The 25,766-nt window shown below is 42.1% G+C and carries 18 protein-coding genes and 1 pseudogene; 11 read left to right on the top strand and 8 right to left on the bottom strand.

Going from position 1 to position 25,766, the window contains the following annotated elements:
* The first annotated feature begins 21 nt into the window (after nt 1–21).
* The 11 genes from BM114_RS00245 (at nt 22) to tatC (ending at nt 17,382) form a co-directional block, all read left to right on the top strand.
* Entirely contained in the window at nt 22–3,486 is a 3,465-nt protein-coding gene (locus BM114_RS00245; protein WP_091820253.1) for a SusC/RagA family TonB-linked outer membrane protein, read from the top strand.
* Nucleotides 3,487–3,517: 31 nt separating this feature from the next.
* Entirely contained in the window at nt 3,518–5,269 is a 1,752-nt protein-coding gene (locus tag BM114_RS00240) for a RagB/SusD family nutrient uptake outer membrane protein (RefSeq protein WP_091820251.1), read from the top strand.
* Between the two features lie 42 nt (nt 5,270–5,311).
* Nucleotides 5,312–6,184, top strand: a complete 873-nt coding sequence (locus BM114_RS00235; protein ID WP_091820248.1) for a hypothetical protein — start codon at nt 5,312–5,314, stop codon at nt 6,182–6,184.
* 106 nt (nt 6,185–6,290) lie between these two features.
* On the top strand, nt 6,291–7,520 hold the full coding sequence (locus BM114_RS00230) for a T9SS type A sorting domain-containing protein (RefSeq protein WP_091820247.1): 1,230 nt from the start codon (nt 6,291–6,293) through the stop codon (nt 7,518–7,520).
* A gap of 31 nt (nt 7,521–7,551) precedes the next feature.
* Entirely contained in the window at nt 7,552–8,889 is a 1,338-nt protein-coding gene (locus BM114_RS00225; RefSeq protein ID WP_091820246.1) for a Gfo/Idh/MocA family oxidoreductase, read from the top strand.
* A gap of 178 nt (nt 8,890–9,067) precedes the next feature.
* Nucleotides 9,068–11,311, top strand: coding sequence for a S9 family peptidase (locus BM114_RS00220; protein ID WP_091820244.1), 2,244 nt, complete (start codon nt 9,068–9,070; stop codon nt 11,309–11,311).
* A 10-nt stretch (nt 11,312–11,321) separates the two neighbouring features.
* Nucleotides 11,322–13,529 (top strand): alpha-galactosidase, encoded by a 2,208-nt coding sequence (locus tag BM114_RS00215; protein WP_091820242.1) that lies wholly within the window; start codon nt 11,322–11,324, stop codon nt 13,527–13,529.
* Between the two features lie 66 nt (nt 13,530–13,595).
* The gene (locus BM114_RS00210; RefSeq protein WP_091820240.1) at nt 13,596–14,825 is read left to right on the top strand and encodes a Gfo/Idh/MocA family protein; all 1,230 of its coding nucleotides are present in this window, start codon (nt 13,596–13,598) and stop codon (nt 14,823–14,825) included.
* Between the two features lie 42 nt (nt 14,826–14,867).
* Complete coding sequence (locus BM114_RS00205) at nt 14,868–16,328, top strand: amidohydrolase (protein ID WP_091820238.1); 1,461 nt, start codon at nt 14,868–14,870, stop codon at nt 16,326–16,328.
* A gap of 51 nt (nt 16,329–16,379) precedes the next feature.
* Nucleotides 16,380–16,592 (top strand): Sec-independent protein translocase subunit TatA/TatB, encoded by a 213-nt coding sequence (locus BM114_RS00200; protein WP_091820236.1) that lies wholly within the window; start codon nt 16,380–16,382, stop codon nt 16,590–16,592.
* Nucleotides 16,573–17,382, top strand: a complete 810-nt coding sequence (gene tatC / locus BM114_RS00195; protein WP_091820233.1) for a twin-arginine translocase subunit TatC — start codon at nt 16,573–16,575, stop codon at nt 17,380–17,382. The genes BM114_RS00200 and tatC overlap by 20 nt, the downstream gene beginning before the upstream one ends.
* Before the next feature lie 58 nt (nt 17,383–17,440).
* Here tatC and BM114_RS00190 read toward each other — a convergent pair whose 3' ends face one another.
* The 8 genes and pseudogenes from BM114_RS00190 to BM114_RS14695 form a co-directional block, all read right to left on the bottom strand.
* Nucleotides 17,441–18,862, bottom strand: coding sequence for a recombinase (locus BM114_RS00190; RefSeq protein WP_091820230.1), 1,422 nt, complete (start codon nt 18,860–18,862; stop codon nt 17,441–17,443).
* Nucleotides 18,863–19,117: 255 nt separating this feature from the next.
* A pseudogene (locus BM114_RS00185) lies at nt 19,118–19,837 on the bottom strand (DUF6371 domain-containing protein).
* Nucleotides 19,838–19,864: 27 nt separating this feature from the next.
* A complete protein-coding gene (locus BM114_RS00180) occupies nt 19,865–20,845 on the bottom strand; it encodes an AAA family ATPase (RefSeq protein WP_091820225.1) in 981 nt (326 codons plus the stop codon).
* A 1-nt stretch (nt 20,846) separates the two neighbouring features.
* The gene (locus BM114_RS00175; RefSeq protein WP_091820222.1) at nt 20,847–21,143 is read right to left on the bottom strand and encodes a helix-turn-helix domain-containing protein; all 297 of its coding nucleotides are present in this window, start codon (nt 21,141–21,143) and stop codon (nt 20,847–20,849) included.
* A 193-nt stretch (nt 21,144–21,336) separates the two neighbouring features.
* Nucleotides 21,337–22,167, bottom strand: coding sequence for a DUF6043 family protein (locus tag BM114_RS00170; RefSeq protein WP_091820698.1), 831 nt, complete (start codon nt 22,165–22,167; stop codon nt 21,337–21,339).
* 7 nt (nt 22,168–22,174) lie between these two features.
* Entirely contained in the window at nt 22,175–23,428 is a 1,254-nt protein-coding gene (locus BM114_RS00165; RefSeq protein WP_091820218.1) for an ATP-binding protein, read from the bottom strand.
* Between the two features lie 123 nt (nt 23,429–23,551).
* Nucleotides 23,552–25,030, bottom strand: coding sequence for a tyrosine-type recombinase/integrase (locus BM114_RS00160; RefSeq protein WP_091820214.1), 1,479 nt, complete (start codon nt 25,028–25,030; stop codon nt 23,552–23,554).
* A 447-nt stretch (nt 25,031–25,477) separates the two neighbouring features.
* A complete protein-coding gene (locus tag BM114_RS14695) occupies nt 25,478–25,642 on the bottom strand; it encodes a DeoR family transcriptional regulator (protein WP_143089214.1) in 165 nt (54 codons plus the stop codon).
* Nucleotides 25,643–25,766 lie beyond the last annotated feature (124 nt).

Genomic DNA, 25,766 nt, shown 5'->3' with positions numbered 1-25,766 from the left:
CCCCCCTAAACCTAAACAGAAATGATTAACAAACAACAAACACTAACTTTTATGCGGTTGGCATCATGGAAATTCATGGTATTTTTATGTATGCTTGTTTTGTCTGGGACAGTCAACGGTAATGCTCAACAGACAATACTGACTCAGAAATTGAAAATAGAGCATACAAAGATGTCCCTTCGCGATTTGTTTAGAACAATAGAGAAGCAGAGTAATTTTCTATTCTTCTATGTTGATGCTGATATAGACGGTATCATGGTTACACCGCCGTCGGGAAAGACAATCTCTAAAGTGCTCGATGCAGTATTTAAAGACCTGCCGCTCACTTATACTGTCAAAGACAGAAATATCACCATATCTAAGAAAGGCGTAAACACATCCATTTCGCAGAAGCAAGGCATCCTCCAAGGCTCTTTAATTAGCGGAACTGTGAGGGATGCACAGGGCGAACCATTGATTGGGGCCACAGTCACCATGAAGAACAATGCTTCGGTTGCGGCTGTTACCGACCTTGACGGGAATTTCTCACTATCTGCCCCGACCAATGCCGTACTGCTGGTGTCATATGTCGGGCATGAGACAAAGGAAGTGAAGGTCAGCGGTCGTAAAAATATTCATGTGGTACTGAGCGAAGGACAAAATTTGCTCAATGATGTCGTCGTGATTGGTTATGGAACCCAGCGTAAAGTGGATATAACAGGTTCTGTTTCAACAGTAAACATGGAAGACATGAAACGCTCGGTGGCAAGCAATGCTGGAGAAGCTTTACAAGGCCAGGTTGCGGGTGTAAATGTAAGAAACAGCGGATTACCCGGAAGTTCGTCCACCTTGGCTATTCGTGGTGTAACTTCATTTGGAAGCGTGACTCCGCTCATTATCGTTGATGGAATAGAAAGCAATCTGAACAATATCAGTGCGCAAGATATAGAATCCATCCAGGTGCTAAAGGATGCCCGGGTTGCTGCCATCTATGGTGTACGCGGTTCGAATGGTGTTATATTGGTTACAACAAAGAAGGGAAGCTCTGGTGCCGTGAAGATTACTTATAACGGTATGGCTGGCATAACCTTCCCTTTACATGGCAATGTCTTCAATCTGGCCAATTCTGAGGAATATATGCAGATTCTGAATGTCGGGCAGCCTGGTAATGAACTATTTGCCAATGGTATGCCTGACTATCTTTACAATTCACCTCTTGGCAGTGGTGTGGGGTTTGAAGGGGATGCCCAAGTGGCTGCAAGTAACTATTTTAGGGAAGATCCTAATAAAGGTTCGAACTATCTGATTCAGGCGGTAAATAAGAAGGGTACGGATTGGTTCCATGAGGCTTTTAAACAAGCATTTTTTCACGAGCATAATCTTTCGGTGTCTGGAGGCAGCGATAAGGCTCGCTATTTTTTCTCGCTGGGCTATCTTGACCAAAACGGAACTCTTACTGAGACCTACTTGAAACGCTATAACATGCGTGTAAATACGGAATTCAATATAGGCAAGTATATTAAGGTGGGTGAAAATTTCAACTTCTTCTATAAAAGCTATCTGCCGATGACCACTGGCTCTGCTTATGGTCGTATACCAGACTTGTACACATTGCTACCAATTATTCCAGTACATGACATTATGGGAAACTGGGGCGGGACATGGATAGGTCCACAATTAGGAGCAGTTTCAAATCCTGTAGCTGTTTTGAAGCGTACTGCAGCCAATTCTGACTACGACTCATATAATATGATAGGTAATATCTTTGCGGAGGCGACTTTATTTGAAGACTTGAAATTTAGGACAAGTTTCGGTATTAATAACTATAATACAACTTATCAGACTTTTGAGGGAGCGCAGGCAGAAAACGCGGAACGCAGTACGAAGACCAATTCTCTCTCGGTGAACGCCTTGCAAGGTTCTACTCTTACTTTTAGCAACACATTAAACTATAAGAAGAGTTTTGAAAAGCACAAATTGGACTTGTTAGTCGGTATGGAAACTATTAAGACCTATTCAAAGACCCTTAATGGGCAGTCTAATGATTTCTTTTCTGACAATAAACATTTCCTCTTTTTGCAGAATGGTGCAGAGCGGTTGCCGGGTTCCAGTAGTATAGGTCATACGGCTCTATTATCTTATTTTGGTCGTGCGGATTATAGCTATGATGATAAATATCTAGTAGGTATAACCATTCGGAGGGATGGCTCTTCATACTTCGGTTCCGAGAACCGATTTGGAACTTTCCCCTCTTTCTCCATTGGGTGGCGAATCTCACAGGAGAAATTCATGCAGGGCATCTCTTGGCTTAACGATTTGAAATTGAGAGCCAGCTATGGCGTACTCGGCTCCCAGAATAATGTTGCGGCTCAAAATCAGTATTCTACTTATGCCAGCAGCCTGTATCTTTCTGCCTATGATATTTCGGGTACCAGTAATTCCGTCGTAATGGGCATGTATCGGCAGCGCATCGGTAACTCTGCAACAGGTTGGGAAGAAGATATAGTGCAGAATATAGGCTTGGATGTTGTAGCATTCAATAATTCGTTTGACCTTCAACTGGACATTTACAAGAAAAGAATCAATGGTTTGCTGCTCACCGAACCGTTGCCGTCTGTAATCGGTGCTTTGGTAACCTCACCTACGGTTAATATCGGTGATATCCAGAATGTAGGTTTTGACCTTTCCGCCAGATATCGTTTCCGTGTAGGCGAGTTTAACAACTCCGTAGCTTTCAATATTTCCCATTACAAGAATAAGATTGTAGATCTTCCCGATCCTGGATATTTTAACTCGGGATCTGCAAGAAATGAGGAGGGACATCCTACCGGAATGTTTTATGGTTATAAAATTATGAAGATTTTCGACAGTCAGGAAGAGGTTGATAATGCACCGACTCAAGACGGAGCTGCTCCAGGTCGGTTTAGGTATGTAAATACGAACGATGACGACAAAATCAACTCGGAAGACCGCCAGTATTTAGGTAGCCCACACCCAGATTTTACCTATGGGTTTATCTTGGGGACACAATACAAGGGATTTGATTTGTCGGCTCAGTTCTATGGTGTACAAGGAAACACTATTTATAATCAAGTAAGAATGTCAACAGAATTTTTCGCAAGTAATGTAACAGGTAATAAGAGCCGAAAACTGTTAAATGCATGGACACCGGAGAATACGAAAACGACGGTTCCGAAGATAGAAAATGTGCAGACATTCAGTACCACCAATGTTTTTAACTCATACGCTTTGGAAGACGGTTCTTATCTCCGCTTGAAGACCTTGACCTTGGGTTATACATTCAATCCTGGAAGCTCGCTGATGCGTCGGTTGCAGATTTCCAATCTGCGTATCTACTTTCAGGCAAGTAATTTGTTTACCATCACTAACTATTCGGGGGCAGACCCTGACATTAGTGGCGGGTCTCCGGCCAATTTTGGTGTGGATGTAGCAACTTATCCTACCAATGAGCCTAAAATAAACTTTGGACTTACCATTACTTATTAAACAACCAATCACAACCTAATAATAAACAACAATGAAGAGAATAATAAAGCTGTTAGGACTCATGATCATGGCTCTGCTGGTTTCTTCATGCAATGAGGATATGCTGGACATAGCTCCTTATGGAGTTGTGGATGGAAATGTGTTGGCAAACAGACAGGGTATAGATCAACTGTTAATTGGTTGCTATGCAACCCTTGACGGGAAAGCCTCGGAGGATAATTATGTATGGAATAACTTCTGGGCTTCTGACGATGCTCGCATGGGATCGAATGCTGGCGTAAGTGCTTTTGACGCATTCTTGATAGATCCGACCTATGGTGAGATTGCTACACGGTGGAAAACACTGTATGGATTCATTAATCGTTGCAACTCTGTACTTGAAGTTTTACCAAAGGCGACAGATATGAGTGATACGGAAAAGGCTGTCGCCGCTGCACAAGCGCGGTTTATTCGGGCATATACATATTTCTGGTTGGCCGTGATATGGAAAAATGTACCCTGGATTGATGAAACGATCAGCTATGGTGAGAAGAATTACTTCGTTTCAAATATGGCAACAGACATCTATGGCAAGATAGAAGAGGATTTAATCTATGCCGCGGACTACCTGCCGGAGACATGGAGTGAGGTGGGGCGTATCAACAAATGGGCTGCTAAGTGTATGTTGGCTAAGACTTATATGTTTCAAAAGAAGTTCAGTGAGGCAAAGACAATTCTGGACGATGTAATCGCTAATGGCAAAACTTCTAAGGGATTGAAATATCAGCTGCTTCCCAAGTACCGGGATAATTTTCGTACGGCAACCAAAAATGGTTCAGAGGCAGTGTTTGAAGTTCAAATGGCTGTAAACGACGGCACGAGTAACGGCGTAAATGGAAATCCGATGAGTTTCCAGAATGGAACCTATGACGGACTCGCCAACAAAGGATATGGATGGTATCAGCCTACTTTTGATCTGGTAGACGCATTTCAAACAGACGAGACAACGGGCCTTCCATTGTTGGATAACTATTATGAGACTCCAATTAAGAATGATTATGGCATAGCCTCGACGACAAGATTCACACCATATACAGGAACCTTGGATCCGCGCTTGGATTGGTGTGTGGGTAGACGAGGTCTCCCCTATCTGGATTGGGGCAATCACCCCGGGAAGTCTTGGATAAGGAATCAAAATAATGGAGGCCCTTATAGCAGTATCAAGCATGCTGCGGAAAAGGCTACAGTATCGTCTGATCGCCAGGGCACGAATTATACGAATGTACCTTATGATGCTATTCGTTTTGCCGATGTTCTGTTATGGGCTGCAGAGTGTGAGGTTGAAGTGGGCAGTCTGGAGAAGGCAGAGGAATATGTGAATTTGATCCGCCAGAGGGCTTCAAATCCAGATGGGTTCGTAAGAAAATATTCTAATGGAACTTTCTTAAGCAGTTATGCCGCCAACTATAAGATTGGACTTTACACAGGACAGTTTGCAGCGAATGGCAAATCATATGCCCGCAAGGCGGTTAGATTTGAAAGAAGACTAGAGTTGGCAATGGAGCACCATCGCTATTTCGACCTGTTGAGATATGATGGTAATGATTTCGATTTGGAATCGTATATGGATACATTCATGAAGCGTGAAGGTGCCCGATTAACAAACAGTCCGAACAACCTCTACTTGCAGGGTGATTTTGTTCGCGGGAAGAATGAGCTATACCCCATTCCGCAAGTGGAAATAGACCGAAGCATCAGGCCTGACGGAACACTGGCCTTAGTGCAAAACCCAGGCTATGATTAAAAAACTTTGAAATCGCAATAGTGTCACTTAAATTAAAAAAATATGAAAACAAAGAAAAATTTTATATGTGTTATCACATTATGCACCTTAGTGCTTGCCTCGTGTGGAGGTGACGGAGATGACCCCATGGTGATCCCAACTCCATCTGCACCCACAACGCCGATAAGTGGCGATATTGATATTAATTTCTCATTTGACTATGTCAATAGCAAAGATTCACGCCCGTTGATGCAAAGTAATTCTTTCTCTCAACAGCAGAAAGATAGTCTGCAGACGGCATTCACTCAGGAAATGGGAAAGGTGAATGGAAAAAGAAGCAAGGTGGTTACGGCCGCAACTTTTCTGGTGTCTTTGAAATGTAGGGTTCCTTATGGGCACGAATGGAAAGTAACAGATACACATGACTATGACTATGTAGGTCGATACACTAAGAAAGGGCTCTTCTTGAATGAGTTCGTGGAAAACGGATCAACGCATAAGCCATGGGGGGAGATGATTCCGACACATCCAAGATACCCACGCCAAAATATTAAGAATCTTGGAGATGAATACGAGAATGGCTTGCATTGCTCGTCCTATATAGGCTGGTGCTTGTTTAATGGCAATGCCGTAACAGATGTGGCGTTATTAGAAAAGACTTATGCAAATGACTATAGGACTTTCCCGAGCACGAAGGAACTAGCTCTCAAAGGAAATGTAGACTTAATCAGGGTGGGAGATTTAATTGGTTTTCCTGGGCACATCGCTATCGTAATTGGTATCAAAGGAGATCTTGTCGTCTATGCGAGTGCAGAAGGTGGGTCTGCCTATCCGGGAAAGGGAATTTCATGGCTGACTTTCAATAAGAAAACTATAGATTTTGATAAGTTCACATACAAGTATTTCATTCAGATGAATAAGGTGTATGGTGACTGATAATGGAGAGGGGTGCGGTTCCAGATACGGCCCCCCGCCATTTAGAAAATTAACACGAGAAAAATCCTATAATTCAATTTATACTATCTATCTAAAAACTATAATTATGGAAAATAATACTCTACTTCTATCTATGGTTCTGCTTGTTGCAATGCCTGGACAAGCTCAGCAATATGTGAATCCTTTGGAGCGTTGGGCTCAATATAATGTTGGTGAATTGAATACTTTTACTACGGGAGATGAAGATATAACTCGAGGAAATTACTATCAGTTTGGTCGTAATGTAGCCTTAGCTAGCGAAGGTGAGGTCCTTTATTGGGCTAATCAAGGTGGTCCTTATGAGGATGGTTCACCACAAAACTACAGAGTGTGGCATATTCATTTGCTTAACAACTTCAATGGTGCAGGTAATTGGTGTACTGGAGGGTTGGCAGCCGAGAAATGGGAAGATGTGGTAGCAAGAACCGTTGCTAATGGTGCCCCTCCTGCTGGAACTTTCGAGGGGTATGATTACACGGTTGATGGTTATGTGGGTAATAATGGCGGATCGCCAGCACCAAAAGGGTGGCACTTACCATCACTTGCAGAAGCAAAATCCCTGATAGCCTTTAAAATTACATATGGAGAAGTGAATGAATCAGACTTTACGGAAACGGATGTTGACATCCTTGGTAATGGGCAGAAACAAAACTACAAGTCTGATTACCGGTCTGTTGATCAGCTTACAGTTGTAGCTCTACGATTTAAGGGAACCCCTTATGAAACGGCCTATTATTATAGTTTTCATAATGCCGAAGGCTTAGAGATAAACACCTTTGAGATCCGTGCAAAACCATCAAATGGTGCAACTATTGATCAAATAAAGGCTTGGACGATAGGAGATTGGGGTGATGCCGTCGTTCGGTATTTCCCGACTACAGGTCTCCGGAGAACTGGCGATCGTCTCGTTGTTATGGACTCACAAGCCTTTTATTGGGTGGGAGAAGCTAGTGATGCAAACAAGGCTCATACGATAACATTTAATGATACCCGTGTACTCATCAGCAACACTCACATCAAAAGCAATGCCTATGCTCTTCGCTGTGTCAGGGATTATGAAGGACCGGCCACAAATATTGTTGACCAGAATGCAGAAGAACTGTTTGTTGGTCAGGAGAATGGAAATCTGGTAGTATCTAAACATTCTTTGGTAAGAAACGCAGTCTATGTTTATTCGCCAGCAGGTACTATTATATATCAAGCACGAGCTAATAGTAATAAGCTATCGGTGCAACTCCCCAAAGGTATCTATTTGGTGAAAGTCGGTAATATCTCCAAGAAGGTCATTATAAAATAATTTTCAGACATCAAGTACAAATCACTATATTATGAACAAAAAATTAAATCGTAGAGATTTTTTAAAGACTGCAGCCTTTGCTGGAACCGCATTGGCATTTAATCCGCAGTTTGCTTTCAGTAGAAACATAGCAACTCCTACGCGCAAGGAAAGATTGTCTATCGGTGTAATTGGTGTCGGAATGAGAGGCCGCCATCTGATGAATCTAGCCTCTCGAGAAGAGAATGTCGTTATAACAGCTATATGCGATGTAAGTCAGTCGGCAATAGATCTGGCACAAGGAATCTTAGAGAAAGGAGGACATAAAAAAGCTGTGGCTTATACGGGGAGCGATTATGCTTATAGAGATCTGTTAAACAGGAAAGACATAGACGGAGTCATCATCGCTGCGAATTGGGATTGGCATGTCCCAATGACTATAGACGCAATGCGTGCAAAGAAATATGTTGGATTAGAGGTTCCGGCAGCGATGACAATGGAGGATTGTTGGAAGTTGGTAGAGGTTTATGAAGAGACCCATACCAATGTGATGTTCTTGGAAAACTGCTGTTATGATAGAGAATGCATGGCAATCCTGCAGATGTTGAGAGACGGCATGTTTGGTATTCCTATGCATGCCACTTGTGGTTATCGACATTCCGCATGGGGAAGTGAGAAATGGTTAAAACCGGTTAATACAACAACCAAAATCGAACATTTCGTGAAGTATTCAGCACTGCGCAACGCAGACCAATACCCAACGCATGGAATAGGCCCTGTTGCCAACTGGTTCAATATTAACAGGGGCAACAGATTCTTATATTTGACCTCGACGGCTACGAAGCCACAAGCAATCAATGAGTTTGCCAGACAACATAATAATCCTAATGCTAATTACAAATTCAAGCAAGGGGATGTCGTAACGACAGTGATCAAGACAATCAAGGATGAAACTATTGTTGTCAACTATGACAATTATCTTCCACGCCCCTACTCAAGAGATTATTCTCTTCAAGGAACAAATGGCATATGGAGTGGTCTGTATTTAGGGCGAGGTATCTATTTCGAAGGTAAATCACCGAAAGACAAGTGGGAAAAAGAGAAGGAGTATGATGCCTATATGGAAAAGTATGACCACCCTTTGTGGAAAGATTTTTATGCAAAGGCTCAGAATGCAGGTCATGGCGGAATTGACTACTTCACGATTAAAGAATATATTAGAAGCGTAAGGGAGAGTGCGTATCCACCAATTGATATTTACGATGCAGTTACATGGAGTTCGATAATTCCTCTCTCTGAGGCATCATTAGCCAAAGGAAGTACTCCAGAGTTCTTCCCTGATTTTACAAAAGAAAGATGGAAAACGCGTAAACCCATGTTTGGATTGTAATAAAAAAAGTTTAAAAAATCACATATTGGATAGAAGGGAAAGATTACCAGTAGTTGTCAGCTGCTTGTTGAGATAGCAATAGCAGCATCAACTTTGGTAATCTCCTTTGTCCAGTTTTGTGGATGTCTACTACTTTTGTAGTACGATAAATCTATCTTTTTATCTGTATTAACATTTTATGAAACTATATTATCAATATCGCATGTTTATGCTTATTGGGGGAGTATTGTCTTTCAATTCTCCATCTGCTGCACAAAAAAAATGGACGATAGATGATATCTTACATACAGAGCGGATAGTTTCCGCAACGATATCTCCCGATGGCAATTATGTGTTTTATCAGACTGGCTATACTGCTGACGGGTATTATCCTGTAAAGCCGTCGCATTTTTATGCGATTAATATAGAGAAAAGAAAGTCGATAGAGTTAGAAATGCACTCTGCTGTTAGTTCGCCAAATCCTAATGCTCGTTTCATCCAATGGTCGCCAGATTCTAAATATATAGCTTATTTAGCTCCGCTATCCAATTCGGAAAAGAAATGTCAGCTTTGGCTAATAGCACCACAGGGTGGAAAGCCAAAGAGGATAACTAATTCTGACAATAATATAACTGTTTATTCGTGGGCTCCTGATGGATCCAAGATTCTATATGTAACAGATTTGTCTATTTCTAAGGAAGAGTATTACTATAAGAGAGAATGGGGAGAGGTACTGTCCCCAGAAGAAAGAACATGGACGCGTAAAAAGATTGTCTGGGTAAAGAATCTGTCGACTGGCTTAGTTAGCCAGTTGACAGATAGTATAGTACTAATGGGAACTCCTCAATGGTCACACGATAGTAGGGAAATAGCTTATATCAGTGAAGGAAGTGATGGAATACCCCATCTCTATAAAAAGGGTATAGAGCAAAAAGCGCGTGCGCATATCATTAGCAATCTTGGGGATAGTGTAAGATTCTTTGCATGGGCTCCGAATAATAATACGATAGCCTATATTTGTTCTGGTATAGAGCAAGCTGCTTATGTAAATTATCATGAGAGTACTCCTTTCTTACCGGCAAATATTTGGCTCTATTCTCCAGGAGAAAAAAACAAAAAACTCACAGAACAAGCTTTTCCGCAACTTGCCAGTCTTATTTGGGCAAATAATGGAAAGCAGCTTGTCTTTATTGCCCGTTCCCCAGAAACGGCTGTGTCGAAAGAGTATAATCGGTATATGCAATTATATATGTATATTATTTCTGTCGTTGATGGCAAGTCAAAAACCATAGCGGATGGAATGGACTTTTTTCGGGGAGGTGAGAATATTACATGGTCAAAAGATGATAAGCAAATTTGGTTTGTCAATGGAGAGGGTGTTGGATATAATTTATTTAGGGTAGATGTGGGAAATGGGAAGGTCTCTCATGTTACCTGTGGAAAAGACTGCAATAATATTGCCAGCTTTGATAAAAAAATCACAAAAGTTTCTTTTATCCGGCAAAATGTTAATTTAAAACCTGATGTTTATGTTTCGGAACTTTGTCGGTGGAACCCTCGTAAGATAACAGACATCAATCCAGGGGTAGAGCAGTATGCAAATGAACATGGAGAGATTATATCATATTCCTGTGAAGGGTGGAATATAGAAGCCCTGTTGATTAAACCGCCAGGTTTTAACCCCAAGAAAAAATATCCACTCATTGTTGTGGTACACGGAGGTCCCAACTGGCATAAATTAAATGACTGGCAACCAGATTGGGAACAATACCCCTTGAAGGCTTTTTCCGCAGCAGGATATGTTCTTTTGTTCCCAAATTTCCGTGGTAGTGCCAATTATGGCCCAGATTTTATCAAAACGACACATTATGATTTGGGGGGACAAGATTATAGGGATGTTATGAGAGGAGTAGATTATCTCATTAGTCAAAATTATATAGATGAAACCAAAATGGGAATTTGCGGTTGGAGCTATGGTGGCTTCTTGACACCATCTATCATCACAAAGACAAATAGATTCAAAGCTGCTCAATTTGGTGCAGGACTGCCAAGTATAGAAGCCATGTATGGCAATTTATGGACAGTAGAAAGAATCCTCCATAAGGCATTTGAAGATTATCCGTGGGATAATGGGGCGATGCATTTGCAATATTCACCTTTATATCATACAAATAAAGTAACAACTCCAACTTTAATCCAGCATGGGGATAAAGATCCTCGTTGTCCAGTCAGCGGTGCAGTTTTATTCTATAAAGCCTTGAAATCATACGGGATACCAACGGTTTTGGAAATATATCCGAGGATGGGACATAGTATTACTGATCCTGTGCTTTATAGGCGGATTCTTACAAAAAATCTGGAGTGGTTTAATAAATGGTTAAAGGAAGACACAACAACATCATTTGAAAGAATATATCCAAGGAATCAGAAGCAAAGTAAATAAGAAAAAAACTATGAAATCAAAGATTTTTTTAATAATGCTACTATGTTCCATCTTTGGAGTAGTTGCTCCCGCCCAAACATCTGATGATAGTTTGCTTATTTTAAATACGAATGATTTATCTTTAATATTTGAAGTTAATAAAGAAGGGACTCTTCTGCATCGTTATTTTGGACAACGAATATCTACATCTTCATTTTTTTTATCAAAAGAAATATATAGAGTACCCGATTATGGAACTCCAAATGAGGCTTATTCCACTATGGGAGGCAAGAACTTTAGAGAGCCTGCGTTGAGAGTTACTCATTATGATGGCGATCTAAATACAGAATTGTATTACGAAAAATCAAAGAGAGTTATTAAAAAAGAACAGGGAATAGAGGAGATGACTATCTTAATGAGAGATAGAAAACATCTTCTCGAGGTGAGACTTGTTTATCAAGCTTATCAAAAGGAAAATGTTTATGCGATGTCGTCCGAGATAATTAATAATGAAAAAGGCAACATTGTCTTACATAGTTTTTATTCGTTTTATCTCCCTGTTGAAGCTAATAAATATTTTCTTACTCATTTTTATGGAACGCCTACTGCAGAAATGTCTATGAATCAGATAAGGCTGAGTCATGGGATAAAAAGCATAGAAACAAAGAAAGGTATCCGGACGACACATGGCGAGAATCCGTCATTCCTGATTTCATTAGATCATTCAATATCGGAAGATTATGGAGAAGTGATAGGAGGAGCCTTGGCCTGGAGTGGAAATTTTAAATTAAACTTTGAGTTGGATGAGTTTAATGTACTAAATATCTCTGCAGGAATTAATCCGTATGCGTCAGAGTATCATCTGAAGAAAGGGCAACGATTTCAAACGCCAATGATGATATTTACTTATAGTAATAATGGGGCAGGCAATATTAGTAGGCATATACATGACTGGGCAAGGCGAGATGGCCTGTATATGCCAGACCAAATCCGCCCCATCGTCCTGAATAGCTGGGAAGGGGTTTATTTTGACTTTACGGAAGCTAAATTGAAAGAGATGATTGATGGGGCCTCGAATTTGGGCATAGAAATCTTTGTCCTTGACGATGGATGGTTTGGTAATAAGTATCCCCGCAATAATGCAAAGATGGGGTTGGGGGACTGGCAGGTTAACAAAGAAAAACTTCCTAATGGTCTTGATAATTTGGCAGAATATGCTGCAACCAAGGGAATGAAATTCGGAATCTGGATAGAGCCGGAGATGGTCAACCCAGAAAGTGAGTTGGCTAAGCTGCACCCTGATTGGATTGTAAAGGCGCAAGGACGCAGTATTCCTACTCGTAGGAACCAGTGGGTTCTTGATGTGTCGAATCCGGCAGTTCAAGACTTCATCTTTCATACATTTGATACTGTACTCAGTCAATCAAAAAATATCTCATATGTGAAATGGGATGCTAACAGGCATCTTGAGTCTATAGGCTCCTCGTATATGGATGCAAACAGCCAGTCTCATTTTTTCATAGACTATATAAAGGGGCTCTATCGTGTTTATGATCGTATTCGTAAGAAATATCCAGAAGTGATGATTCAGTTATGTGCCTCTGGTGGCGGCAGGGTTGAATATGGTGCTTTAAGGTATCATCAGGATTTCTGGACAAGCGACAATACCGATGCATTTAGCAGGGCATTTATCCAATATGGCACAAATTTTATCTACCCAGCTATAGCTACAGGAGCGCATTTCTCTCATGTTCCTAATCGCCATACCAAAAGAATTATTCCTGCAAAATTTCGTATGGACATGGCAATGACAGGACGCCTGGGGTTTGAAATGAAGCTTTCTGATCTTACTAATGAAGAAACGGAGATGTTGAAAAAGTCAATTCGAGAGTATAAACAAATTAGAGATATCATCCAGTTTGGCGACTTGTATAGAATATCCTCACCATATAGCGAATCAGGCATCTATTCATTGATGTATGTATCCAAGGATAAAAAACGGGCAGTTTTCTATATGTTCTCACTAAAGTACAATGGCCCCATGTTTTATAATAATTTGAAATTGAGAGGTTTGGATGAAAGAAAGTCTTATACGGTTAAAGAACTGAATAATTCCTCTCCAATGTTCTGGGCAGAGGGGGAAACTATTTCAGGTGAGTTCCTTGTAAAAGCTGGCCTAAATCCAAATCTACAGAATGTTTATCAGAGCATGGTTTTATATTTAGAGTCTGTGAACTGACAAAAGATTTTGTAAAAGAGCTTTTCGCAGAGAAGAATTATAACTCAAATAACTATATAAATTACAATGGATAATCAGGTTTCTCATAGAACCCCTCATGCCCTGTTGCTCCAGTGTGCTCCGATTCCCATAGTCAGAATTGCATTCATAGGACTTGGGCATCGCGGCAAGCAGTCTTTGGAGAATTATATGCATCTTAACGGGGTCGATATTAGAGTAATATGCGATTTACATCAGGAAAATAGAGACGAAGCAAAGCAGACCTTAGAGGCTCACCATAAGGCGATACCTGATGAATATGGTTGTGCGGATGACTGGAAAGAGATATGTTTGCGTAACGATATTGATTTGGTATATATTTGCACGAACATCAAGATGCATGCCGAGATAGCTATTTATGCAATGGAGCATGGTAAACATGTTGCTTGTGAGGTGCCTATTGCAAACACAATAGAAGAGTGTTGGCGGGTCGTGGACACAGCAGAAAAGTGTAGGCGACATTGTATTATGCTTGAGAATTGTTGTTATGAAAGATTTGAGATGGCAGCCTTAAACCTTTGTTCAAAAGGAATTATCGGTGAAGTAACTCACGCAGAAGGTAGTTATATCCATGATTTACGGAAAATTAATTTTGCGAAGCGCCCTGATTATGTAGACCACTGGTTGACAACAGGTAATCCTTACCCCACTCACGGCTTAGGTCCCCTGTGTCAAGCCATGAATATCCACCGTGGAGATCGGCTGTCTTGGCTGGTTTCCGTTTCCAACGAGCAGTTTAATTATCCAGAAGTTGAGGGTCGAAACATAATCGATGAATGCCAATTAGGCAACATGAATACAACAATCATCAGAACCCTAAAGGGAAAAACAATTGTCGTCCAGCATGATATTTCCAGTCCTCGCCCTTATAACAGGCGATATCTGTTGAGCGGAACGAAAGGTTTTGTAGAGAAAGGTGAACAGGGGAGGATGGAATATTTTGTTGACTGTTGGGGGGAAATAAATGTGCAGGACGAGTTTTTTGCTAAGTATGAACACCCTTTTTACAGGTCTAATGGCGAATTGGCGCAACGGATTGGAGCTCATGAGGGAATGGATTTTATGATGGACTATCGTCTGATTCATTGCTTACAACAGGGTCTGCCTTTAGATATGGATGTTTATGATGCGGTAGAATGGTCGTCTTTGGTGGAATTGACGAGCCTTTCTATACAACGAGGAAATATTCCTGTGGAAATCCCCGACTTTACTCGTGGTGCATGGAATGTACTGCCTCGGCTCATGTTCGCCCCCTAAAAATATTAGCTAATTAAACAAAACAAATTTAATATCATTCAAATGAAAAGTCGATATATATTATTCCTCTTATGTCTATGCAGCTTCCCTTTGCAAACTTATTCGCAAAATAGAACTTCCATCTTAAAAAATGTTGCCATACAACATTTAGATCTTTCATTCGAGCTATATGATCGGTTACAGAAAACAATATGGAGAAATGCAGAATTAGGTTTCTTGGAAGTAAAGAGTTCCGAACTCCTACAGCAACATTTGAAAGAGAATGGCTTCAAAATTGAGTCTGGGGTGGCGGGTATTCCTACTGCCTTTGTCGCAACATACGGTTCTGGTGGTCCTGTTATTGGCATTTTGGCAGAATTCGATGCCTTGCCAGGCTTGTCTCAAGATACGGTGAGTTTTCGTAAACCATTGGTGGAGGGTGGTGGTGGACACGGTTGTGGACATAATGTGTTCGGCATCGGCTCTATGGCAGGAGCAATAGCAATCAAGCATTGGCTTGCCCAAACCAGATGTCAAGGAACAATCAAACTTTTTGGCACTCCGGCGGAAGAAGGAGGGGGCGGCAAGGTTTATATGGCTCGTGAAGGAGTATTTAATAATGTAGATGTAATGCTTGATTGGCATCCTGGTACCAATAATTTTGTTAATGTAGGTAGCGGCACCGCAGTATTAATGGTTGATTATACTTTTAAGGGGATTGCTGCCCATGCAGCCAATAATCCAGAAAAGGGGCGTTCTGCTCTGGATGCCGTGGAAGCGATGGACTTTATGGTAAACATGATGCGTGAACATGTTCTGCCATCTACACGCATTCATTATGTGATACAAGATGGTGGGGAAGCACCTAATGTGGTTCCTACCTCTGCCAAGGTTTCTTATTATATCCGAAGCCCTAGACGAGATGTCCTAAGAAGTATAGCAGAATGGGTAGACCAGGCTGCTGAAGGTGCTGCAAAAGGAACACAAACCCAAGTGAAAAAGGAAATTATCTGTGGCTTTTATGAGAAACTTGATAACAGAGCTCTTTCGAAAATAGTACAGAAAAATCTTGAAATTGTCGGCGGGGTAATCTATGATGCTCGTGAACAACATTTTGCCGAAGAAATTGCGAAGGTTTCTGGACAAGATCCAACTAATATCTGTCAAGTAAAAGAGGTGTTGCCGCTCGTTGAAGAAACTCTCTCTACATGGAGTGGTTCTACAGATGTCGGAGATGTGAGTTGGAATGTCCCCACGACTACTTTCCGCACATCGGTCTTTGTTCCTGGAACCTCGTTACATAGTTGGCAAAATGTAGCGGTCTGCGGTACAACGATTGGTACAAAGGCACTTCTCAATGCGGCTAAAGTGTTTTCGCTCACGGCAATAGACCTTTATTCCAACCCAAAGCTAATACAGAATATTCGAAACGAGTTTGAAAAGAAACGCGGCAAGAATTTCAAATATACTCCTCTCTTAGGCGACAGAGCTCCAGCTTTGGATTATCGCGTTGCCAGGAAATAGCATTTTCAAGGATTTGAAGGATTTTTATAAAACATTTAAAATATAGACGCAATGAATAGTTTGCTTTTAATTGGTGGTATTGGACTACAGGAAATACTATTGATAACTTTCGTAGTACTACTTTTGTTCGGTGGCAAGAAAATCCCTGAACTTATGAAAGGCATGGGTAAGGGCATTCGTTCTTTCAAGGATGGGCTGAACGATATGGAAAAGGGTTTAGAGGATTCTGATACAACTGAAGCCGATGGAACAGAAACCCATTGAGCTGACCTTTTGGGAGCATCTTGACGACCTGAGATCCGTCTTGATTCGGATTTTGGTTGCAACAGCAATATGTGGATTCGTGGCCTTCTTACTTAAAGATCAGATATTTGTGATTGTTCTTGCGCCCAAAGATGACGGATTTATTACCTATCAGTTACTTAATCATGTAAGCCGATTTGTGTCAGGAGCGGACCCAGCTCCCTTCTTGGTTAAGTTGGTTAATACGAACTTGACGGAACAGTTTATGGTGCATATTCAGATAGCAGTGTGGTTTGGGATCGTATGTGCTTTACCTTATATACTTTACCAGATATTCCTTTTTGTTTCTCCAGCTTTATATGGAAATGAACGGCGATATGCGTTGAAAATGATATCCTGTAGTTATATTATGTTCATGGTCGGGATATTGATTAGTTATTTCTTAATATTTCCGCTGACATTCCGTTTTTTAGGAACCTACCAAGTAAGCAACAAAGTTGAGAGCTTTATTTCTATTAAGTCTTATATAGACACGCTCTTGTTGTTAAGCTTTGCAATGGGTTTTGTTTTTGAAATGCCAATTCTTTCTTTGCTCTTAGCTCGTTTAGGAGTTGTTTCATCTGGTATTTTAAAGAAATACAGGAAAAAGGCAGCCGTGGTAATTTTGGTTATATCTGCCACTATTACACCAACCTCTGATGTTTTTACATTATTGCTGGTTGCACTTCCTATGTTTGTTTTATATGAAGTGAGTATTCTTGTTATCAGAGCTCCCGAGAACTATGAACAACCAGTCTTACATGTGCGTTAGCGCCGGCAAACATCGTAACTTAGATATACTGCGCGAGTTCGGGATAATTTTATTTATTTTACAACCTTCTCCCGTGGCGTGGACTTGCTATTCTCTCCTCTTGCCTTTGCAACATTCTTTGGTATGCGGGAAAGTCATTTTCAACATTCTGCACCTCCTGCCTCCCCTTGGTGTATTCGTTTTCGGTGAGGAATGGCCGGGAAAGCGTTATCAGCGTATCGGCTGCCTCCCGCCTGTCAGAACCCGTATCAAGAAACTCGTTGACGGCACAGGCTTGCTCGTATGTGAACCGTCTGGCAATCGGCTTTTTGGCAAAGTCGATGACGGCTTTCAGAGCCTTGCGACATACAGAGTCCAATAACTCTATAGCCTTCTGAAAAGCGGATATAAGATTGGCTATGATGCAATTCTTCTGCGAGAGAGCCGTCTCATACGATTTCTTATCGCTTTGCGACTTCTTCAGCAACCTGTTGTAACTTTGGATGAGTTTGTTGTATTCATCCAAACGCAACTCCGCAATCTGCCTTTCCCTTTCACAGGCCTTTTCAAGTTCAGCCGTCCGCTCTGCCACTCCTTGCGCTATCTTCTCGGACAGCAATGCCACCTGCTGTTTCATGGCCATGTTCTCCGCTTCCAACTGGGCGTACTTGCCTTTGCCTGCAAGATTGGCCAAACCCGACAGGATGGCGCTGCCGTTCTCCCGATTGGCTTTCGCCTGCTTCTCATGAATTTCCTTATCCAACTTTTCACAGGCGAGAGCTTTCTGCTCGTGTTCCTTTGCCAGCTTCTCCGCTTGTTTCTTGCTTTCCTCCAACTCACGTTTCTGTTTGGCCACGATATAATCATTCCGTTCAAGATGCTGCTTGTTGGTTTCGGACTTGGACACGCCTCGCTCCATGCCCAATGCTTCTGCTGCCAAATCCTGAAGTACACTGATGTCATCAGCGTCCAGTTTGTAGGATTTGCCTGTCTCGTGGTTCATCCAGTCCCAGATGACATGGGCGTGATAGTTAGACTTCCATGTGGATGTGTCATTCGGATCAAGACAATGCCCCTCGTCGCGATGGAGATGTATCTGTATGGCGGTGATACCGAAACGCTGCCGGCAAAGGTCGGCGAAATGACGCAGCTGTTCCATGGTGGTGTCTGCCTTGCACACCACGACGCCCTCACGCAAGGGAGTACAGCCGGCAATCTTGGTTACCTTGCCTGTCTTCTTGTTGATTCGCTCCCGTTCCTTGGTCTGCATAGCCCTGCCTGTCTTTTCCTTTACCATTCTGCTAATGGCATCATAATACTGCCGTAAGGTCATACCGCCTTGCAGTTCCGATGTCCACGATTGATTCTCTGGTATCAGGTCTTTCCTGATATAAAGTTTCTCTGCATTGATGTGGTCAAGATATGCCTTTGTCCGTTGATTGTGCGCCTCACTTTGCCCAATATTGCAGGGTTTGATGTGTACCGATGTCATTTGTGTCATAATAAAAGAGAATTAAATGATTGTTGGTTTTTCTTTTCATAGGGTTCTTAGGGAAACTCCCTAAGCGGAGAGTCCAGAGAGAGGGTCACGCTCTGGTCAGGGGCCTTGGGGGCAGATGCCCATGAGTGGAGGGTGCAGGGGGAGAGTCATCCCCGCCGGTTCTCCAAGGCTGGCCTTGGGCCCACAACTACGAAAGCGCAGCGGGTAGTTATAGTGGGCTATAACAAGGGCAGAGCCCTGTTCTTCCCCCCGAGTTCAAGGACTGCCACGACCTCTTATTGTATCGATAAGGTATCGGTTAATGTCCCGATGGACAAAGCCACAGTCCACCTTGAATTGTTTGCCAAACTTCTCCGACCAATAATCACTACTCATGTCGTCAGGGAAAAGAACCACTCGCTTGCCAGCCAGTTTACTCATCATTCCTTTGGTGAGATTGCAGCCCTCGCCAACCGCCAGCCAGTCAACGGACGGTTCCGCCAGCGTACCCAGCAAGGCCGTCTTTTCTTCTGTAACAATGGCGACAGGCTTGTTTGAAAGCAGATGCTCGCCAAAGAATACCTCATCATCCGTGTAATAGTCGAAGCAGTACCAGCTATAAAGATGCTTTACTAAGGGCTCTCTTTTTAGAACCGCCCCACTCACCGTATCAATGTACTGCACACTTCCTCCTACAATCTTGTTATTTCGGTTAATCCGAGGCAGCACCGTGCCATAGTGTCCGTTCACAAGTTAGGTGACGGCACCAAGATGAAATCCCATCACAAAGCGATCAATGGCCGACAACAGCCTGGAATCATAACCAGCCATCTTATCCAGATAATCCGTAAGGGAGGAATAATGGCATCCTATATCCTGTCTGGGTATCTCTATCAACATCCGATCATTGGGCGCGGCCTTGCTCGCCGACATTCCCTTCAAGTCCTGATTTTCCATGTCTGCCATGCGTTTTATGCAGTTTATGCACTTATGCATATTGCATAAACTGCATAAAGTGAATAATCAGCCTTTCAGAAGCCTTGACACCTTGCTCTGGGTGATACCGCATTCCTTGGCTATGTCCTGCTGCTTCATGCCCTGCGAGGACAAATCCCTGACCCTTGATTTCAGCTCCTCACGCCCGCTGGTAGATGTCGTTTCCAGATGGGCGGCCTCCGTGTCATAGCCACGAAAGGTAAAGCAAAGATTGCCGTCCTTGTTCTTGGCCCGCTCATACAGAGCCACATTGTCGGCATCGAGCACAACTTCGCCGTTGCGCCACTTGCACTGCTTCACATAGACCAGCGACTTGTCACGGCTTGACCGTCCCAGCCCCACGGCATCGTCTATCAGCTGATTGAGTTTTGCGGAGCCCTGTATGGCCGACAGGGAAAGAGGGACCGAACCGGAGAACATCTTGGGCACATGGTTGAGGACGACCAGCGTCCAGTTATACTTCCGTTTCAAGGCGTTCAGCGAGGCCATGAGCGAGCCCGCGTCAGAGCTTTTGTCGAGCGACTGGCTGAGGGCGGTAATGTTGTCGATGAACACCACTTCCGCAAGATTCGCCACGGCTGCTTTTTCTATTCCCTTCAATACATCATCAACGAGATTGTCCCTGTCCATCTCCGCACGGAAGAAGGTGGGAGGAAAGTTCGGAACCTCGTACCGCAGGGCCAGCTGACGCAGCGTCATTTCAAAGTCGGCATAGAGCACGCGCTTCCCCTGTGCGGCAATATCCCTTGCCACCTGCATGGCGAAGATGGTCTTGCCGATACCCGACTGTCCGAAGATGATGCAGAGATCACCTTCGAGGACAATGTTGGGATAGAGGACTACAAGAGGCGGCAACAATTTGGCCGCTTTCAGGCAGTCGTTCATGGCCGCCACATGAAAGCCACCGGCATCAACAGCTCCCTGTTCCTGCAACTGCTGAAAAGAGGAAAGGATATAATCCACCTCTGGCGGTTTGGAGATGTTCTTGCTAAGTTCTGCCATGGTCATACTACCTGCTTACAGAATCAGAAGAAAGTCCATTTGCTATCAGTGCGTCCACTTCCTGCTTGGAATACAGGTTGCGCCTTCCAATCTTATGGACATGGATGACGCCACGTTTCTCCATGCGCCACAATGTGGTATAGGTAATGTGCAGACGGGCGCACAGCTCGTCACGGGTGTAATACTCGGTGGATTCTACCGGGGTTGGCTCTTTCAGCAGATTCTTGCCCACCATTGTCTCCAATACTTCTGCAATGGCCTCCTTGAGGTCTTCCTTTTGCAGCATGATGAAATTTCCTTGCATGTTTCTTGGTTTTAAAAGTTTGCTGCAAAAGTATCATGGAATTACATGGCATTATGCCCATATAGGTATCACATGATGCCTATATGGGTATATGTGTATCCTTCCCAAATGGGATTGGTATGCTTGTATAGTAAGGAAAATGGATAAAAAAGCCCATGCAAGATTGGCTTACACGGGCTATGGGTTTCTTCTTTTAGCGGAATATAGATTCCACAATTTCATGGTCAATGGGCAGCTTACCCGTCTTGTTGGTATAGGTGTTCTTGTAATTGGCCAGCCCGGAAACACCGAACAAGGTTTCAAAAGGCTTCCAATATGTTTTCTTCTTGCCGTCCTGCTCCGCTTTGGATAGCTTCAAATGTTCACAGGCACAATCAGCGAAATAGGCCAACAGGGAGTTTGTCTTTTGCCAGTGATATTCATTATCACATAACCCCAACGAAATTGCCTTGTCAAGAATCTGTCTGGCAGCTTCCGTTTGAAGTTCGGCTGGGATTTGTTTAACTTTTCTTTCTGTTACTGCGCCATCTTCGTCATCTTCCGAAATTTCAATGCCAAAGAATTTGTCCCAATCATGCTGTGTCTTAATTCCATTTTGGACGCTGGTCTCAACCAATTGCTGCTGTAAATCGGAATAGGAGTTCTTCTCCAATCGTTCACGGGCTTCATCAGTCTTGACGATGATTTTTGAGACAGTCGTTTCGTACAGATTGCCATAAAATAGCCAGTACTTTAATGTATTCCTTATCCTGTTTGGACGAAGAAAATTCATGTTCCCCTCACTGAGCAGAAATACTATCGCTGTTACAATAGTATCACCAACTCTCGTGTAATTGTTGGAAAACAGAAAGGGGAAGTTCCTCTGGCTCACAATATGTTCCAGTTCCAATGATTTGGCAGTATAGGCATAGAGGTGCATCACCGCCTCAAGCGACTGCTTCTTCAGGTCATTGATGATGCGGTCTGCAGGTACCTTGTTGGCTTGGTACCATATCAGCAAATCTCCTTTATGTTCTGCTCCCATAATCAAGTTATAGTTTTAAGCTATCCTTATTCAACAGAAAATCGAGCAAGCCTATGGTTACGATTCCTTGTTCGTCCCGTTTAGGCTTAATATCATCTTTCACGACGATAATTTTCTTGAAGGAGTCATTGATAAATGAAAAAGAAGTCTTTTCCTGACGCTCCTTTTCAATGTTGGGCATGGCAAAAGCAGACTGAATATAGTACCTGTTGCTTCCCTCATTCACCACGAAATCAACCTCGTATTGCTTGCGGATGCTCTTCCCGTCAATTTTTCGCTTAACATCTACCATGCCGACATCTACATTATAACCTCTCGTTCGCAACTCATTATAGAGAACATTCTCCATAATATGATTTTCTTCTTGTTGACGGAAATTCAAAATGGAATTTCTTACCCCCAAATCACAAAAATAATATTTGGACAAGGAGCCAATGTATTTACGTCCCTTGATATCATAACGTTCTGCTTCTTCTATCAGAAAGGAGTCTTTTAGGTAGGAAATGTACTTTACTACTGTGGGATAGGACAAATCAACATTCTCTTTACTTTTAAAGGTATTGGTCAATTTGTTCGGATTGCAGGATGAACCTATAAAAGAAGACAGCATCTTTGCCAATTCCTGAAACTCATGTTCCTTAATTTCATGCCGTTCTTTTATATCCGTCAAGTATGTTTTGCGATAAACATTATATAGGTAGTCGCTTTTCTTCTTATCACCTACTAAGGTCAATACGTGAGGTAATCCACCGTAGGTATAATAGTCTTTCCATGCCCCTTGCTTATCCCCGCCTACGGCTGCATAATACTCATGGAAAGAGAATGGATACATGTGTATTTCATCGCTTCTATCCCGAAACTCTGTAACTATGTCATTAGAGAGGAAATGAGAATTGCTGCCTGTTACATAGACATCCACATTCTCAATATGCAACAAGCTGTTTAGAACATCCATAAACTCATCTACCATCTGTATTTCATCCATAAGTATAAAATACAACTGGTTATCCTTGACTTGCTGGCGAATATATGCCAACAAAACGTCAGGGTTTCTTAGCTTTTGATTGATGCGGTCATCCAAAGCAATAGAGATAATGTGATCAGCAGGTATGTTCTGTTTCATCAAATAATCACGAAAAAGAACTTGTAAAAGTGTGGACTTGCCACACCTTCGCATACCTGTGATTACTTTAATAAAACCATTTTCTCGTCCGTCAATCAACTGTTTCAAATAGACATCTCTGGGAATTGTTGTTCTCATATTTTAATTTTCTGCCCCATGGGGCACTTTTTTAATGGCAAAGATACATTATTTATTTTAAAACAAGACATACGATTTGAAAAAAGTGCCACCTGTGGCATATTTTTCAAATCAACTCGTTCGTTACAAAGATGCAAGCAATTCTTTTCTATCCTTTTCGCTCATATTCTTCAATAGTTCCAAGACCATTTGCTTATCAGTAGCTTTGTTTTGTCTTTCTTCGTTCAAAAGGTACCAATTATATTCCAACATCTTATCCAAAGGATAGGCACCAATATAGTTGGATGTTATATCTCCATTGCCACTGTGTCCCATACTATCACTAATATATTTGTATGGTACTAGACCAGAATTATTCAGATTGGTGGCGAAACTATGTCGAGCCCAAGTAGATGATGGTCGCTGTTCCATGCCAAGAAGTTCTGCAACCTTTGCCATGTGCTCACGAATATAGCGGTTATATCGTTGGATAACCCACACTTCTTGGTCTGGGGTTATCCATTCGCTCATAATCGGGAACACTCGCTTATCAAGTTTAGGCTCGTTGCCATACTTGTCTATTATCTTTTGCAGTTCTGGGGTAATAGGGAAGATTACCTCACTGGCACTCTCGTTTCTGTCTCTCGTCTTATGACGCAGGAAGCGGAGTTGCTTACCACGAGTGGCAAAATACCAACTGTCATAAGTAAGTCGCAAGGTGTCTGCCAAATTTTGCCCATCACCAAGATACATAAATAGGAACAGCCCTAAATCACGAAAGACAGCGTGTTTCTCTTTTGGAAAGAATAACTCCTTGCCTGTTTCGTCTTTGGCTTCGTCTCTTTCCCAAAAGTCATAAAGCATTTTCATGGTAGGAACATCAATGAACTCATGCTTGCGACTACACACCTTATTGTAGCCCGTGTCTTTGAACATTTCTTTGGTACTTCCTTTAATCAAGCCACGGTCAATGCAGATATTTACAATGGTGCGGAATGTACGCAATGATATTCCAATGGATGTTGTGCTAAGACTATTCTTCTTCATTACTTTTACCCAATCCAGAATAAAGTTATGACTTATATCACTTAAAGCCACATCTTTTCCCATATCTCGTACAAACCTCTTTAATATATCCTCACTGCACCGAGCTGTTCCTGCCTTGCCCTCATCACGCTTTGACGCAATAAAAGATTCCCAGATTGAGTAAATGGAACTATCATCTTCCCTCCTCCCTTGGTGTATCTGTTTTACCTTTTGTAAACTGAATGTGTTTTCTTCAATTAGATGGTTCACGATTAAAGCAACTTTATCCATCTGCGCCTTCAACTCTTTACGCTCTATTGCCCTTTTGTTACGGGCTTGCTTCTCACATTCACAAAGATTCATCCAATCTTCTTTTGTGAATTTCTTGCCTATACGCAGATAAATACTTTTCCCGCCATAGGCAACACGAACGGCAACAGGGAACATATCACCATCTATAGAACGCCTTGTGTCCAAAGTCAGTGTACCATAGACTTGCCCATTAGAGGAATTAAACTTATCGAGGCTCGTGTCACCTCTACTCGTGTAACCTCTACTTTCATTTTTCGTCTTTTGCGTGAAATTCACTGTCTTCATAAATGCAATAAATCCTTTATTTACTAGTATTTCAGAAAGAAAAGCGTGAAATTCACGTGAAATTCAAATCTGAAAACTGCTGCAAATTTACGATATTTCTTGGAATATACAAATAATATAACTCATTTATTTTCAAGCATTTGTAATTATTTGTAATTTTATGGAATATATACCAAATAGCCTCATAATCTGGAGGTCCCAGGTTCAAGCCCTGGCTGGTCCACATTGAAAATCAAGGAGTTACATCAAAAATGTAGCTCCTTTTTCTTTGTTTTGCGAACAATTTGCGAACAAAATTACATTTCGCGAACACCAATATAATCTTTCTGCAATAATTGATTCACTCATTTTGTTCGCAAATCCCATTATTTTTGTTCGCAAATCATTTTTCGGCATATTATTCAGTAATATCAGTAATACGAGTAAGCTTTCTGAAGAAACACACAATTATCCCTTTATAACAACCCAGCGTCCACCCCTATCTGGCCCATCGTGACGGATAAAGCCTTTGGTTTGTAGAACGCTTAGGTCGCGGCGGATAGTCCTTGCATCAACTTTGAAATGCGTTGCAAGCGAAGCTGATGTTTCTAGGACATTTTCTAGGACATTCATTTTTCCAGTCCCTATCAGCCGATTGAATATATTCTTTTGCCTTTCAGTGAGTTGCTTGATTTTTTCTTCTAAGACATTTTGTAGGTCAACGATGGGGCTCTTCTCAATCTACCCTTTTATCTAC

This window comes from Prevotella sp. KH2C16 (assembly GCF_900113305.1).
Lineage (GTDB): Bacteria > Bacteroidota > Bacteroidia > Bacteroidales > Bacteroidaceae > Prevotella.
Note: the sequence above shows the minus strand (reverse complement) of the source record. Positions and strands in the feature narration are given on the sequence as shown.